Annotated in this window: 17 protein-coding genes; 8 read left to right on the forward strand and 9 right to left on the reverse strand. The window is 53.9% G+C overall.

Going from position 1 to position 13,059, the window contains the following annotated elements; genetic code table 11:
• The first annotated feature begins 96 nt into the window (after window positions 1–96).
• Together ACLH0I_RS10580 and ACLH0I_RS10585 are read left to right on the forward strand one after the other, a co-directional pair.
• Window positions 97–891: a DNA adenine methylase gene (locus tag ACLH0I_RS10580; RefSeq protein ID WP_014339627.1), complete on the forward strand. Its 795-nt coding sequence runs from the start codon at window positions 97–99 to the stop codon at window positions 889–891.
• An 83-nt stretch (window positions 892–974) separates the two neighbouring features.
• A complete protein-coding gene (locus ACLH0I_RS10585; RefSeq protein WP_411386991.1) occupies window positions 975–1,166 on the forward strand; it encodes a hypothetical protein in 192 nt (63 codons plus the stop codon).
• Here the strand turns inward: ACLH0I_RS10585 and ACLH0I_RS10590 are convergent.
• Window positions 1,163–1,864 carry an SOS response-associated peptidase family protein gene (locus tag ACLH0I_RS10590; protein ID WP_411386992.1) on the reverse strand — a complete coding sequence of 234 codons (702 nt, stop codon included), beginning with the start codon at window positions 1,862–1,864 and terminating at the stop codon, window positions 1,163–1,165. The two genes, ACLH0I_RS10585 and ACLH0I_RS10590, sit on opposite strands and share 4 nt — an antisense overlap.
• Before the next feature lie 99 nt (window positions 1,865–1,963).
• Here ACLH0I_RS10590 and ACLH0I_RS10595 point away from each other — a divergent pair, with 99 nt between their 5' ends.
• Entirely contained in the window at window positions 1,964–2,389 is a 426-nt protein-coding gene (locus ACLH0I_RS10595; protein ID WP_411386993.1) for a LexA family protein, read from the forward strand.
• Window positions 2,382–3,659, forward strand: coding sequence for a translesion error-prone DNA polymerase V subunit UmuC (gene umuC / locus ACLH0I_RS10600; protein ID WP_411386994.1), 1,278 nt, complete (start codon window positions 2,382–2,384; stop codon window positions 3,657–3,659). The genes ACLH0I_RS10595 and umuC overlap by 8 nt, the downstream gene beginning before the upstream one ends.
• 48 nt (window positions 3,660–3,707) lie before the next feature.
• Here the strand turns inward: umuC and ACLH0I_RS10605 are convergent, their stop codons facing one another.
• The 3 genes from ACLH0I_RS10605 to ACLH0I_RS10615 all read right to left on the reverse strand — a co-directional run bounded on the left by ACLH0I_RS10605 (window position 3,708) and on the right by ACLH0I_RS10615 (window position 6,464).
• A complete protein-coding gene (locus ACLH0I_RS10605) occupies window positions 3,708–4,586 on the reverse strand; it encodes a hypothetical protein (protein ID WP_411386995.1) in 879 nt (292 codons plus the stop codon).
• 72 nt (window positions 4,587–4,658) lie between these two features.
• On the reverse strand, window positions 4,659–5,564 hold the full coding sequence (locus ACLH0I_RS10610; protein WP_411386996.1) for a DUF6236 family protein: 906 nt from the start codon (window positions 5,562–5,564) through the stop codon (window positions 4,659–4,661).
• Window positions 5,565–6,251: 687 nt separating this feature from the next.
• Window positions 6,252–6,464 carry a hypothetical protein gene (locus tag ACLH0I_RS10615; protein ID WP_411386997.1) on the reverse strand — a complete coding sequence of 71 codons (213 nt, stop codon included), beginning with the start codon at window positions 6,462–6,464 and terminating at the stop codon, window positions 6,252–6,254.
• Window positions 6,465–6,943: 479 nt separating this feature from the next.
• Here ACLH0I_RS10615 and ACLH0I_RS10620 point away from each other — a divergent pair, with 479 nt between their 5' ends.
• Window positions 6,944–7,252, forward strand: a complete 309-nt coding sequence (locus ACLH0I_RS10620; protein WP_250965776.1) for a BrnA antitoxin family protein — start codon at window positions 6,944–6,946, stop codon at window positions 7,250–7,252.
• Window positions 7,253–7,504: 252 nt separating this feature from the next.
• On the opposite strand, the gene ACLH0I_RS10625 is transcribed toward ACLH0I_RS10620, so the two are convergent.
• Entirely contained in the window at window positions 7,505–7,945 is a 441-nt protein-coding gene (locus tag ACLH0I_RS10625; RefSeq protein ID WP_250965775.1) for a hypothetical protein, read from the reverse strand.
• A 432-nt stretch (window positions 7,946–8,377) separates the two neighbouring features.
• Between ACLH0I_RS10625 and ACLH0I_RS10630 the strand changes: the two genes are divergently transcribed.
• A complete protein-coding gene (locus ACLH0I_RS10630; RefSeq protein WP_250965774.1) occupies window positions 8,378–8,689 on the forward strand; it encodes a hypothetical protein in 312 nt (103 codons plus the stop codon).
• 318 nt (window positions 8,690–9,007) lie between these two features.
• Here ACLH0I_RS10630 and ACLH0I_RS10635 read toward each other — a convergent pair whose 3' ends face one another.
• Together ACLH0I_RS10635 and ACLH0I_RS10640 are read right to left on the reverse strand one after the other, a co-directional pair.
• The gene (locus ACLH0I_RS10635; protein ID WP_411386998.1) at window positions 9,008–9,607 is read right to left on the reverse strand and encodes a putative adenosine monophosphate-protein transferase Fic; all 600 of its coding nucleotides are present in this window, start codon (window positions 9,605–9,607) and stop codon (window positions 9,008–9,010) included.
• Complete coding sequence (locus ACLH0I_RS10640; protein ID WP_250965773.1) at window positions 9,607–9,777, reverse strand: YhfG family protein; 171 nt, start codon at window positions 9,775–9,777, stop codon at window positions 9,607–9,609. The genes ACLH0I_RS10635 and ACLH0I_RS10640 overlap by 1 nt, the downstream gene beginning before the upstream one ends.
• Before the next feature lie 141 nt (window positions 9,778–9,918).
• On the opposite strand from ACLH0I_RS10640, the gene ACLH0I_RS10645 reads away from it, so the two are divergent.
• On the forward strand, window positions 9,919–11,139 hold the full coding sequence (locus ACLH0I_RS10645) for a putative DNA modification/repair radical SAM protein (RefSeq protein WP_411386999.1): 1,221 nt from the start codon (window positions 9,919–9,921) through the stop codon (window positions 11,137–11,139).
• Entirely contained in the window at window positions 11,130–12,008 is an 879-nt protein-coding gene (locus ACLH0I_RS10650) for a TIGR03915 family putative DNA repair protein (RefSeq protein WP_411387000.1), read from the forward strand. The genes ACLH0I_RS10645 and ACLH0I_RS10650 overlap by 10 nt, the downstream gene beginning before the upstream one ends.
• Before the next feature lie 16 nt (window positions 12,009–12,024).
• Here ACLH0I_RS10650 and ACLH0I_RS10655 read toward each other — a convergent pair whose 3' ends face one another.
• Entirely contained in the window at window positions 12,025–12,387 is a 363-nt protein-coding gene (locus ACLH0I_RS10655) for a BrnA antitoxin family protein (RefSeq protein ID WP_250965770.1), read from the reverse strand.
• A gap of 5 nt (window positions 12,388–12,392) precedes the next feature.
• Complete coding sequence (locus ACLH0I_RS10660) at window positions 12,393–12,671, reverse strand: BrnT family toxin (protein ID WP_411387001.1); 279 nt, start codon at window positions 12,669–12,671, stop codon at window positions 12,393–12,395.
• Window positions 12,672–13,059 lie beyond the last annotated feature (388 nt).

Below are 13,059 nucleotides of genomic sequence, written 5' to 3' on the forward strand. Positions count from 1 at the left end.
AGATGTCCCTGCAAGTCCAGCCAAGGCTCCTGCTCCGTGCACAAAGCGCGGCGAGCCTAGCACCTGTTTATCCATACAGTAAAGGTCTTGCTTTCAATGAGTTCACCCATCATCCCTTGGATGGGCGGCAAGCGCCGCCTAGCCGACCGCCTCATTCCGCTTTTTCCGCCTCACGAATGCTATGTCGAAGTCTTTGCCGGCGGTGCCGCGCTTTACTTCATGCGACCCCAGGCCGCTCCCGTTGAAGTCCTGAACGATATCAACGGCGACCTGGTGACGCTCTATCGCGTCGTGCAGAACCATCTGGAAGAATTCGTGCGCCAGTTCAAATGGGCGCTCAGCTCCCGCCAGGTATTCGAGTGGCAGAAAATGACCCGCCCTGAAACCCTCACCGACATCCAGCGCGCCGCCCGGTTCTTCTACCTGCAGCACCATGCCTTTGCCGGCAAGGTCACCGGGCAGACGTTCGGCACCGCGACCACTGGCCCGGCCATCAACCTGCTGCGGATCGAGGAAAACCTCTCGGCCGCGTGGCAGCGACTGTCCGGCACCTACGTCGAAAATCTCCCCTGGCTTGATTGTGCTGAGCGCTATGACCGCGCTCATACGTTCCACTACATGGACCCGCCGTACTGGCAGACCGCTGGATATGGCGTGGACTTCCCGTTCGAGAATTACGAGCGGATGGCTGACTTCATGCGTCGCTGCAAGGGCAAGGTAATGGTCAGCATCAACGACCACCCGGACATTCGACGTGTGTTCGAGGGCTTTCACTTTGAGACGCTGGACATTAGGTACAGCAACACGAACCAACGTCAGGGCAAGGCAGAGGTCAGCGGTGAACTAGTGATCATGAACTGGGAGCCGGCGGCGTTGGGAGGGCTGTTCTAATGGTTGTCGCGCTCGATCTGATCCGCTTGCTATGTGATTACGCTGGAGCGTTACTGTGGTCACGCAAACGAAGGGCCAAGATCATGGAAACCGAAACCGCTGATAAATACTTGAACATCTTCCCCTCCGAGCTGCTGGCGGCGGTGGCACGCGGGGAGGTGGATCTGAATCACTGGGCCGGCGTGGTGCTGGCTGGGCGAGGGTTGGACCAGAACGCACGCTGGGTGGGATTCCCAGAGGCGGCCCGACTTCTGGATCAACGTAGTCAGGCTTAGTTTTCTTCTGGACTCCAGGGGAGCAACAACTGTGCTCCCTGGTTTTTGACGTTTCCCACCTCTTTGCCCACGGCATACCATTCGAAATCGGCTTCCGGTCGGGAACGGTCTCTTGCAATTTCCTCTGCTTGCCCTGGGCTAAGATCCGGGTCAAGCCACTCCCGCGCTTGCTCGGGTGACAACACCAACGGCCTGCGATCATGGATATCTACCATACCTTGGTCGCATGACGCGGTAATGATTACAAAACCGTCACCGTCTTGCTCGTCCAGACCTGGACGGGCCTGTGCGAGCGCCCCGAAAAACATCGGCTTCTGATCCTTCAATCGGATGAAATAGGGTTGTTTTTTCTTTGGATCATTTGGGTCTTTGACCCACTCATACCATCCCTCGCTGGGCACCAGTGCGCGCCCGGCCGGCCAAAGCTGTTTGAAAAACTTCCCCGTCGTAACGGTCTCGATCCTTGCATTGATCGGGTCCGGACGTTTCCCCTTCGCCCAAAAGGGCGCCCATCCCCACCTCACTGGCGTGATATGAACACCTGCCTCTGTGCTGTGCAGGATCTGCACACGGGTCGTCGGAGCCACGTTGTACCGACTGATCGGCTCCGCGTCGTACCCGCCGAACAATGGCAGCTGAGGACCAAGCTCCTCCATAAACACCGCCATCCCCTCGTACTGCACGAATCTCCCGCACATGAGCTGTCCCGCCTGTCAGATTTTTCCTATACAAAATTGACCGCGAACCTTGTACAAAGTTAACTGTATGTTCGTACAGTATTTTTGGATCGGTGCGTCATGAGCTTTTCAATTCTAGGCCCTATTGCTGAGGGTGGCTTGAAGCTGCCCCTGTGTTCGTTTCGTGTACCCGCCGGGTTTCCATCCCCGGCGGCGGACCACATCGAAGCGCACATCTCATTGGATGAGGTTCTGAACATTCGCGCCCCTCATGTCTACCTGGTCTCTATCGCCGGGGAGAGCATGCAGGGCGCTGGAATCTTTGAAGGGGACCTAGCCGTTGTGGATCGTGCGATGGAACCTGTGCATGGTCACATCGTCGTAGCGCTGCTGAACAATGAGCCCGTGTGCAAACGCCTTTGCATTCGTGGGAAGGAGGTGATTCTCCTTTCGGAGAACCCAAAGTACCCACCGAGGTACGTGCTCGAGGGCGACGAGCTGGTCATCTGGGGCGTCATCACCTGCAGCGTGCGCAGCCATGTCTAAAGCACAGCCCGTTTTCGCCCTGATCGACTGCAACAGCTTCTACGCCAGTTGCGAAAGAGTGTTCCGCCCGGACCTGGCCCGCGTGCCCATTGTGGTACTGAGCAACAACGACGGCTGTGTGATCGCTCGCAGCTACGACGCCAAGCCCTACGTGAAAATGGGCGAGCCGTATTTTCAGATCAAGCAGAAGCTGCAGAAACACGGCATCGTCCCGTTCTCCTCGAATTACGCGCTCTATGGGGACATGAGCGAGCGCGTCATGACCCTCATTGAATCGATGGTGCCCGCAGTCGAGGTGTACAGCATTGACGAAGCCTTCGCAGATCTGACCGGCATCGACGGCCGGGATGCCCTTGGCCGCAAGATCCGCGGCCACGTGCTGCGCTGCACCGGCATCCCGGTTGGGGTAGGGATCGCTCACACGAAAACCCTGGCGAAGCTGGCGAATCACACGGCCAAGCGGCTCCAAGTGCAAACGGGCGGCGTGGTCGATATCTGCGATCCGTTCAAGCGTGACTGGGTGCTGCGCAACACCGATGTGTCCGAAGTCTGGGGAGTCGGTCGCAAGATGAAACTTCATCTGGATGCCATGGGTATCAAGACCGCGATGGACCTGGCGAAGGCCGACCCGTGGACGCTACGGAAGAAATTCAGCGTGGTGATCGAGAAGACTGCCCGGGAGTTGGCCGGCACGCCTTGCCTGGAACTGGATGAGCCGGATCCGCCGAAGCAGGAGATCTGTTGTAGTCGGATGTTCGGTAAGCGTCTCACGGAACTGGCACCGATCAAGGAAGCGGTGGCTACGTACATGATGCGAGCTTCGGAAAAGCTCAGGGCACAGAAGTCGCTGTGCAAGAAGATTCGCGTCAGCATCCGCACCGGCATGTTCAACCCGGAGGAGGCGAAGTACGCCAATGGTGTTCTTATTGATATGCCGTACCCCACCGACGACGTCCGGTTGCTGACCAGGGCGGCGGTGGAGGCGCTCGACCGCGTGTTTCGGCCTGGCTTCAAGTACAGCAAGGCTGAGGTGCTGTTGATGAATCTCTGTCAAAAGGGGGAGTACACCGACGATCTGTTTGCCACCTCTCAGTCCGCCGAGGCGATGAATCTGATGGCGGTACTGGATAAAATCAACGAAAGGTGGGGAAGGGGTACGTTGCGCTCGGCTAGTGTGCCAATCAATCCCGAATGGGGAATGCGTCGAGAAATGATGAGTCAAAGCTACACTACGCGATTAGATCAGCTTTGGCGTGTGTCATGCTCATGACTCAGTACTCATGAAGAATTGCTGGCCTTTTCATAATATCGTTGATTTTTAACTGGGTGGGTTAGTTTCTCGCTTCGATTGCTGTTCAAAAAGTAAGGACCAACGATCAGGGGTTCTAATTTCACTGTTGCTTAGGAAATAATCAATCTCTTCATTCCAGCTAATAAACTCATCGTGAAAACGTTTTTTCTCATCTTCGCTTAGTATTGGCGTTAGTAGGATGTATTTGGATGCTTCCCCTTTTATTTGGGAGATGTCTAATAGGTGGGTCTGTAGTCCTGGCTGGCAATAGTCTGCAAGAATTCGCATCGTTTTATACAATTCATTGTATTTTTCATTGGCCTTGTCGACTGGTTGTGGGGTGTTATTTATATCGGTAATGATGTGGTGGAGCCTTTTGTGAATTTCGTCGTTTATGGGTTGTAGTAAGTGTTTTCCGAGATCGAACATTGTCGTGCGAACCCATGGATATAGTGCGTGTGAAATAGAGTTTCTGTCGCACTTAAGATGGGTTAGATTTTCACGGATTTTGTTTGTTAGATCGAGTCCCTCGATAAATGTAAAGTGAGCATTGGGTCTGCCTATTTTTGCAGCAGTTAGTGACATGTTGTAACCAAAAATCTCTGCAAGTTCTTTAAGCTCTCGGACAGCATTGTCAGCCTCTAAGATTTTAGCATCCAATTTTCTTGTGGTAACTTCCATGCTCATTCCTTTGAGTGATTCGAAGCGCTCAATCGTGGCGGCAAAAAGAAGTACTAGACCTGCCCCAAGTCCGGTGCCAGCTGTTGCAATACTGTTTTGGACTAGATGATAGCTGCCAACGCTAATGCAGACCACTCCTGACAGGAATAGTAGTGAGTTTACAGCTTTTACTAATGTCCATGGAAACTTTGGTTTGAGTGTGTTTTTCGCAATGTGATTAGGCATTTTAGAACCTTTGCTATATCTATTATTTATGGTCTTGGCTCGTTCGCCGCAATAGTTTGGGGGTGTGAAGTTTTAGGTTAAGTCTCGCTGGATGTGGTAGGCATAACTGTATGGGGATTTTGGACGTTTTATCCCCTTGTATGAAAGCCCTGGCTTGAATTCAATTTGACTCAAAACTGCTGCACCACCGACGGCTACAGCGGTGGCCGTGGTTGATAAGGCGAGGGGAGTTAGTTCTAGCCCCTTATAAGCTGTAGCAGCTGCATTGACTGCTTTTGTAATGTTGAAATTAATCGATGCCTGTGTGTTGCTGAGTTTTACCGGGAATTGCCATTCTCTGGTTGTCTGGACCAGGTTGCTACAGGCTGTATCAACCTCTTGAACCACTCGGTGTAGTTCGTCGTCTGGAGTGCTATGCCGGGTGATGCGTTCAATCAGTTGCTCAAAGTGTTCTCTGAATGCTAATAGCTCATCTCGTCTTTTGGATTTGAATTCCAATATTTCTGCCAGAGGAACATCCTCCGATGGCACAGGGACGGCATTTAGTAATTTTATCAATGCTCCCGGCTCGGTTCCTATAGTGGCTTTATTTTGAACAGAATTTAATCCTTCACATAGGGACCATACTCCAGGGGAGTTTTTTTCATAATGTGAGAAAACCGCATTTTGTAGGCCTAAAAGGACGTCGCCGAAGTTTCCCTTACCTACAAAATTGAATTTCGGTCGCTGAAGTACGCCTGCTGATTTTAAATACTCAATATCAGCATACGTTGGAGATGTGATGACGTTGGATTCCGGCCATGCTAGCCTATCCCAATACATAAGAGAGGAGCGTAGTTCTTGTGGATCTAAGAAATCTTGGATTAGCTCAACAACATCGCTGTCTGCTCGCATAGGCAAGGATAAAATTAAACCTCGGAGTTTTACTGGCTTCCCATAGTTTGAGTCATTCTGTTTTCGGTACTTTGATTCGCCCATGAAAACCTCCTAAAATTATGTGATGTGACGTAGAGCTCTGACGCTAGGTGGCGCAATTCAGCATAGTACAGTGTTTGGGGTGCGGCATAGGCATAGCTCCATCGAGTCAGCGAGCGGAACTCACCTTGCCGTCACCGCCAAGATTATGAAGCGCTGTTTGAGGCTCATTGTTCAACGCTGTCAATCTGGCTAGCACTTTGGATTAGAGCTATGTCCAATTTCATCGGACTAGCTCGTGCCGATGATGATCTTGGGAAAAAATGGGGCAAGCCTTACGCCGAACGATGCAGCCCAGTGTCTATTGGGTATCTATGTAAGGAGGACAGGGCGGGTGTTGTAGCTAGTAAAAACGGTGCTCCGATACCAAGCCGACCACATGTCCCGCAGGGGCAGCGTGCGGTGCTAACAGAGTCGTCTATTTTGTTATCTTTCGGGCAGCCTAACGAAGCGAATCCCGTACCCCCAACAGTCCCCGCCTTGCGTACCAGTGTCATAGCGCACGCAACACAGGCTCAAGCCTTTGATCAGACAATGGGGCAAAAATGGGGCAAACCGGACGCCAAACCATGCCATTCAATGCCCCTTATGCATCTATGCAAGTCCGCCGAGGCGGGCGTTAAAGCCAGTAAATACGGGCTCCACCCCCAAATTCCGCCATATACTCCAGCACAATCGGCGTGTGCTCACCTAGATATCTTTGGTTCGTAGCTTCGCTAGACCCTGCTTGATGTGGCCAGCATTTTCACCGATCACGAATAAAGCGCCACGTACGTTATCGCCAACCTCTGTCGATCCTTGTTTTTCGCTTTGGAGCGCCAGTTCCATAAGCGCCGCTTCCAATGCGAGCTGATTCTCGTACATTCGTTCAAGCAAATCCGTGAGTGAGTATTCCCCTGCCATGTGCGCTACCTCGTCGAAAAAGCAAAGCATAGCAGCGGTCTAACCACTTGGCGCTTGCTTAGAAATTGCTACAGGTAGCGCGGATGAACATCTTGTGAGCAAGGTAGACGGGGCTTTTTTGGAGGGCTAGGTCCAATCCATCATGGGGGCGACGGAGAAGCGGCGGGACAGTGGGGCAGTTTGTAGGGACATTGGGAATCTGAGTCATTGGGGCGAATGGCCGCAGTTTATCAGGGATGCTTGTCGGGTACTTGCCGGGCTCTCAAGCCTGGCCACTCAATCTTTGATACAACCAGACAGGGCGCATGCTCGGTCAGCGTTTCAACGCGCACCTTGTATTGGCGATTTTAATGTGGCTACGATAATTGCATGCAGCTTACCTATGACCCAGCCAAAGACGCTCGCAACGTCGAAGAACGTGGACTTCCGTTTGCACGTCATCAGCTTTCGAAAAGCCAACAAACGGGAGGTCAAAAATTATGACCAAGAAACCCAGTCCTGAGAGGGTCGATACGGCAAATCCCGAATGGTCGACCGAAGACTTTGCCAAGGCCAAACCAGCCAGCGAGGTGCTTGTTGGATTGTTTGGCAAAGCCCAGGCAAAGGAAATGCTCAAGCCAAAGCGTGGTCGACCCAAGTCGGTAACCACTAAAGAGCACGTCAATGTTCGTTTCGATGCTGACGTGCTGGAGAGATTCAGAGCTTCTGGCCCGGGCTGGCAAACACGGATGAACGCCGCTTTGGCCGATTGGCTCAAGACGCATACACCAGAAGAACTGAAGGCTTAGTCACCAGATATTATTCGCAAGATAATTAGTCGCCGATGAGGCGGCTTTTTGCTGCTTGCTGATTAGCTTTGTTTCGGTAACGGGATAATAAATCCGTCCCCTTTTTTCCTAACGTGACCGTGCAGGCTCAATGAGTTATCGGCATCAGCGATGCCGTCGACCGTGGGCCTGATCGCATTGGCGGCTTGTCAGGCATATGCACGAAGCCTATCAATGCTTCGATGCCCCGCTGTTCATGAGCGACAGAATGGATTACTCACTCACCGTGCTGATACGGGAGACTTTTCCATCGGCGAAATGAACACGGATACCTGAGCAGGCCGGCGCACTGTTGAAGCAAAGGTAGGTGGCAGTTTTTTCAGTGACCTGACCTTTTTCATTTCTCTGAAACCCAATTTTGGCTCGATTCAAACCATAGGCCGCATAGGCTAGGCATTCTGGATCACCGACGCGTACGTCCTGCTTCTCCGCTCGCTGTGCTTGTGAGCTGGAGAGGGCGCCTGACGCAACAAGATTTTGTAATACCGAAGGTTCCTTGAACTTATTATCCCATCGGTAGCGCCCGCAACTGCTGTAGGCGTCCTCGTTGGTATTTTCAGTCCATCCACTATCGTACGCACTTGAAGGCTTGCTTACGCATGCCGCGACTTGGGTAAGGAGCGTTAAGATCAAAATTTTATTGAGAGTTTTCATGCTTCGTTACTCGCTCATGTGAAAAGAGCGACTACCTCCTATGTGTCAACATTAGGGGTGGTCACTGAATCTGCAGTATCGTCCTGCGAGTCGGGCCAAGGTCCGTGTTTCGTGTACAAAGCGCGGCGAGCCTGGTGGGCCGCCTCATTCCCTTTTCCCTCCTCACGAACGCTGCGCTGAAGCGTATATCGGCGGTGCCGCTCTTTACTTAATGCGACTCCATGCCTCCCCAGTTGAAGGCTGTCCAGGTGTCCTCATTGGCGCGGTTGTTTTTCCAAGCTTTGAAGATGTGATGGGGGCTAGCTTGAGCCGTGACCGGGAGGCAGTAGCTCATCTGATCAAACCCCTCGGCGGGTTAACCAGCGATGCCGTGTGTATGGATTGAGGATAAAGTGGTTGGTGCCAAGCAAACCATAAAAATAGGAATTCGTTATGATTTTTCCAGATTCACGCATGTACCACACTACCGATGGTGTTGATCGCGAAAAGCTTAATCCCTGTCAGGTGGTGGTACGCGAGGAAGCAATGATCATCGAGTATGTCGACGAGTTTGGTAGCCGTGTGACCTATCACGCTCGACAAGTTGCTGAGGGGCAGTTCGAAATACGGCAAGAGATTGAGGAGGAGGACTATCTCTATACCGCGACACTGCAGCAGGAAGGAAGTGGCTTCTACGACGGTAGGTGGTTCCAGCGTTACGGTAACCAGGAAAAGCGGGGCTCATGGTCTATTGAGCTGGCTTGAGCATGCCATCCTTGAAATAACTGCTCTACGGGGCAGGGCGAATTGAAGTAAATCTCGTACCGGTTTCCGTACGATATACTCCGTTCGAGAAGACCTAAGCATAGCAGCAGGCTGGACAAGGTAGTGGTTGCTTAAAAATTGCTACGAATCGATGTGGTTTAGCGGGATAGTTAGGTTCGCCGAGGCTTTGAGAAGTTGCTATACCCATCATCGTGACTACGCTGAAGCGGCGCGAGGGGATTACAGTACGTGGGGCATAGAATTGTCTGGATCGGACGAGGGATTGGACGAGCGTCTATCCGGAGTAGACGTCACGTTTTATGGCTGAATGGTCTTGCCAATGCACTTCTCGAACACCAACTCCATAGGCCCCATGACGCAGTTGTAAGCCGCGATATTGGCGTAGATCCACTCGTCCTTCTCAATCCCCCACCAACTGATTTCAAACCCGGCGTTCATGATCAGGTGTTCAAACAGAATCCGCTGCGCACGGCCATTGCCTTCGCGGAAGGGGTGTACGACGTTGATGTCGGAATAAGCCTCTGCCACAGCGACGATCAGCTCAGTCCGCTCCATGCCCTCGAACCAGTTTGCCTCGGCCATGTTGGCAAAGATTTTATTGGCTTCCTTCTCCATGTACTCAGGTTGGCAAAAGCGGGTGGCTTGTTTGGACATGCCAACGGTGCGCAACTCTCCAGCCCATTCGAACAAGTCCGAAAAGAGAATTCGATGAATGTTTTGAAGGTAGGCCAGGCTGTAGGGAGGAGGGCCGAATTCGACGTTGTCCGCTGCGATGGCCGAGAGCTGTTGTTCGGCTTCGCTTAGGGTCGGTTCGTCACGGATATCGAGTTTGTTGCGTAGGACCGTGGAGCCGGGATAGCAATAAGCGTCTTCACCGACTCCATATTTATCAGGCATCAGGTTCTGGTCTGGGTGAAGGCCTTCAAGACCTCTTCACGCGTTGGCATTTTGTGTTCGCCGTCGGCGAAGGTCGTTTTGAAACCTTCCAGACGGAGGCTGGCCGCGTAGTTGGATCTACGTGTTCTCGCGGCGTAGGCCTTTTTGGTTTCAAGGCTGACATTGCCCATGGGCTGGACCTCAAATCGCGTTGATGGGCGAATTATAGCCCATCCCGTTGGCATGGCCTATGTCGCGGAAATGACCAACGGCGCTTGCATCTCGGCGCGCCTCAAAATACTGTATTTATATCCAGTATTCGAGAGCGTTCCATGCAATTGATCGCCAAGCTCGGCATTCTTGCCGACGCTGCCAAATATGACGCTTCCTGCGCCAGCAGCGGTGCCCCCAAGCGTAGCTCCCGTGGTCGTGAGGGGCTGGGGGCCACCGATGGCATGGGCATTTGCCACAGCTATACGCCGGACGGACGTTGCGTTTCTTTGCTGAAGGTGTTGCTGACCAATTTTTGCCTGTACGACTGCCAGTATTGCGTCAACCGTCGTTCCAGCAACGTGCCGAGGGCGCGTTTTACGCCGGAGGAGGTGGTGCGGCTGACCTTGGATTTTTATCGTCGCAACTGCATCAGTGGGCTGTTTTTGAGTTCCGGCATCATTCGTTCGGCCGATTACACCATGGAGCAGTTGATACGGGTGGCGCGGTTGTTGCGGGAGGAGCACCAGTTTCGTGGCTATATCCACCTCAAGACTATTCCCGATGCCGATCCGCTGTTGATCGAGGAAGCGGGGCGGTTGGCTGATCGCTTGAGCGTGAATATCGAGTTGTCCTCCGATGTCAGCCTCAAGCGCCTGGCGCCAGAGAAGCAATTGACGACCATTCGCCAGGCCATGGGCACCATCCATCAGGGGCAACAGGCGGTAGTCGGCGAGCCGCGAGCGCCGCGTTTCGCCCCGGCCGGGCAGAGCACGCAGGTGATTGTGGGGGCGGATGCCACTGATGATCACGCCATCCTGAGCAACGCCGAGTCGCTCTACCAGGGGTACGGTTTACGACGGGTTTACTATTCAGCGTTCAGCCCGATTCCCGACAGCCCCGCCAGCGTGCCCCTGGCGGCACCGCCGTTGTTGCGGGAGCATCGGCTGTATCAGGCCGACTTTCTCATGCGCGGTTACGGTTACAAGGCGGGGGAGCTTTTGAGTGAAACCCGTAACCTGGATTTGGACATCGACCCCAAGTTGGCCTGGGCGCTGGCCAATCGTGAGGTGTTCCCGCTGGATATCAACCGCGCCGAACCCGAATTGCTGGCACGTATTCCGGGGATTGGCCTGCGTAGCGTGCAACGTCTGGTTGCGCTGCGCCGGGAGCGGCGGGTGCGTTATGACGACCTGGTGCAGTTGCGGTGCGTGCTGGAAAAGGCGCGACCGTTCATTGTGACCAGCGATTACCGGCCTGCCGACGCCCAGGTGCGCAGCGGTCTGCTACGGGCGCGGTTGCGCGACCCCCAGCGGCCAGAGCAGATGGGGCTTTGGTCGTGATTGCCCTGGATTGTGAGGATGATTTCTCCACGTGGCGCGATCAGGCCCGAACGCTCCTCGGCCACGGTATCGACCCGAGCGATGTCACCTGGGCCCAAGGTCCGATGGCCGATCTGTTGGCCGTGCCGGCAGCGCTGCCCCAAGGGCCGGGCCCGTTCCGTACGCGGGTCCCTGCGGCCTTGCTGACTCAGCTCGAACAGGCTAGCCGCTACCAGGGCGAACAACGCTGGAGTCTGTTGTACGAAGTGCTTTGGCGGGTTGCCCACGGCGACCGCACGGCCATGCTCGCCGGTGACCGCCTGGGCAGTGAATTGCAGCGGCGGATCAAGCAGGTGCAACGCGAGGCTCATCACCTGCATGCCTTCGTGCGCTTTATTCCCTTGCCGCAGCCATTGGCCAAGCAACTGCAGTTGGATCTGGTCGCTTTTCATCAGCCCGCCCACGACATCCTCGAAAGCGCCAGCGGCCATTTTGCCGAGCGACTGGGGCAGCAACGCTGGCTGATCGCAACGCCGCGCGACGGCATCCGTTTTGATGGGCAGTCATTGGATTACCAGCGTCGTTGCCCCGAGCAATGGCAGCATTGGGCACGTCACGCCGAGGATCCCGGCGCGGAGCTGTGGCGAACTTATTACAAGCACATCTTCAACCCGGCGCGGCTCAATCCCCAGGCGCTGAGTCAGCACATGCCGGGGCGATTCTGGCGGCACTTGCCGGAGGGGGAGTTGATTCCTCGACTGGTGGGGTTGGCGCGGCGGGGGAAGCAGCGGGATGGGCAGGCGCTGGAGGTGGGGGAGAAAATGGGCAAGCGGATTATTGTCGGTCTGGGTGAAGGCACTGAGTTAAGACAGTGCCTTGCCCCTGAGTAAATCGGATCTTCTCAGTTCATACCGATGCTTTGGCTTTACCGGGCTTAGATGCGTCCACCATCTTGTGCAGCTCTTCAGTCATAGCGGCTAGTCGCTTTTCCAGATCCTTCACATCGGACCGGGTAATGCCGTTTGCATAGGGTTTGACTGTTCGGGTTCGCTTTTGGGCTGCCGGTGCCAGATTGTGGGCAGTTTCAGATACCAGAGCCTGACGCAGTAAATTGTTGATGATGGTCTGATATCCAGTACCAGCACTTTCGGCGCGTTCGCGAGCGGCCTCGATGACGTCATCATCAAGCATGATGGTTATGCGGGTTTTGCCTTTGCTGCTGGCAACCGCCCCACGCTTGGCTGTGCTGAAATCGTATTCTTCTTTCATGAGGTTCAACCTCCTAGGTACTGACGCAGTTCTTTTTTGGAGGCTAGTCGTGCGCTGATAAGGCGAACGAAATTTGGCTCACGGTAGGTGTATGCAACGACGAGTACACGACCGCAGGCGTCTTGCCCCATGATAATCCACCGTTTTTCATCGTGATCATTATCCTCTCGCTCAAGAGCCATTTCGTCATAAAACACAGCTTCGGCATCAGCCAAACTCACCTTGTGTTTTTTCTTGTTCGCGACGTTTTTTGCTGGATCATATTGAATTCTGAATGTTGTCATTATGCATATTCTATATGTATAAAAAAGACCCTGTGTCAGCCCTTTCGTTTGGCTTGCGGGCAGTACGGGTGCGTTCAACCATACGATGAAACCTCAGCTCTCGCTTATGGCGTTGCGCGCTCATTCGTATCGAAATCATTCTTGCGTCCCATCAACTGAACTACTGAGTCCAACGCCGGACACCCCCATCGGAAATTTCCCTCAAGACGCGTCGCTCTCCGCTGACTATCCACCCGATCACCCCATGCGCTAAGTTCTCTCCGTCGCTGCAAATTCAGCGGCAGGGTGTGGAAGCCCTGACTCAGAGGCGCGTAGCGCCGCAAAATTTAAAGCAGGCACTTTTCTTATGTCTGCTGTTAAATTACGGCGGCTGTACGCGGGGCGTCCT

Source organism: Pseudomonas sp. MPB03 (assembly GCF_046605385.1).
GTDB classification, from domain to species: Bacteria; Pseudomonadota; Gammaproteobacteria; order Pseudomonadales; family Pseudomonadaceae; genus Aquipseudomonas; species Aquipseudomonas zanjanensis.

What these genes read in the sequence shown, in the direction of transcription:
- ACLH0I_RS10580 (WP_014339627.1), top strand. Translation starts at nt 97, where the DNA reads ATGAGTTCACCCATCATCCCTTGGATGGGCGGCAAGCGCCGCCTAGCC.
- ACLH0I_RS10585 (WP_411386991.1), top strand. Translation starts at nt 975, where the DNA reads ATGGAAACCGAAACCGCTGATAAATACTTGAACATCTTCCCCTCCGAG.
- ACLH0I_RS10590 (WP_411386992.1), bottom strand. Translation starts at nt 1,864, where the DNA reads ATGTGCGGGAGATTCGTGCAGTACGAGGGGATGGCGGTGTTTATGGAG.
- ACLH0I_RS10595 (WP_411386993.1), top strand. Translation starts at nt 1,964, where the DNA reads ATGAGCTTTTCAATTCTAGGCCCTATTGCTGAGGGTGGCTTGAAGCTG.
- umuC (WP_411386994.1), top strand. Translation starts at nt 2,382, where the DNA reads ATGTCTAAAGCACAGCCCGTTTTCGCCCTGATCGACTGCAACAGCTTC.
- ACLH0I_RS10605 (WP_411386995.1), bottom strand. Translation starts at nt 4,586, where the DNA reads ATGCCTAATCACATTGCGAAAAACACACTCAAACCAAAGTTTCCATGG.
- ACLH0I_RS10610 (WP_411386996.1), bottom strand. Translation starts at nt 5,564, where the DNA reads ATGGGCGAATCAAAGTACCGAAAACAGAATGACTCAAACTATGGGAAG.
- ACLH0I_RS10615 (WP_411386997.1), bottom strand. Translation starts at nt 6,464, where the DNA reads ATGGCAGGGGAATACTCACTCACGGATTTGCTTGAACGAATGTACGAG.
- ACLH0I_RS10620 (WP_250965776.1), top strand. Translation starts at nt 6,944, where the DNA reads ATGACCAAGAAACCCAGTCCTGAGAGGGTCGATACGGCAAATCCCGAA.
- ACLH0I_RS10625 (WP_250965775.1), bottom strand. Translation starts at nt 7,945, where the DNA reads ATGAAAACTCTCAATAAAATTTTGATCTTAACGCTCCTTACCCAAGTC.
- ACLH0I_RS10630 (WP_250965774.1), top strand. Translation starts at nt 8,378, where the DNA reads ATGATTTTTCCAGATTCACGCATGTACCACACTACCGATGGTGTTGAT.
- ACLH0I_RS10635 (WP_411386998.1), bottom strand. Translation starts at nt 9,607, where the DNA reads ATGCCTGATAAATATGGAGTCGGTGAAGACGCTTATTGCTATCCCGGC.
- ACLH0I_RS10640 (WP_250965773.1), bottom strand. Translation starts at nt 9,777, where the DNA reads ATGGGCAATGTCAGCCTTGAAACCAAAAAGGCCTACGCCGCGAGAACA.
- ACLH0I_RS10645 (WP_411386999.1), top strand. Translation starts at nt 9,919, where the DNA reads ATGCAATTGATCGCCAAGCTCGGCATTCTTGCCGACGCTGCCAAATAT.
- ACLH0I_RS10655 (WP_250965770.1), bottom strand. Translation starts at nt 12,387, where the DNA reads ATGAAAGAAGAATACGATTTCAGCACAGCCAAGCGTGGGGCGGTTGCC.
- ACLH0I_RS10660 (WP_411387001.1), bottom strand. Translation starts at nt 12,671, where the DNA reads ATGACAACATTCAGAATTCAATATGATCCAGCAAAAAACGTCGCGAAC.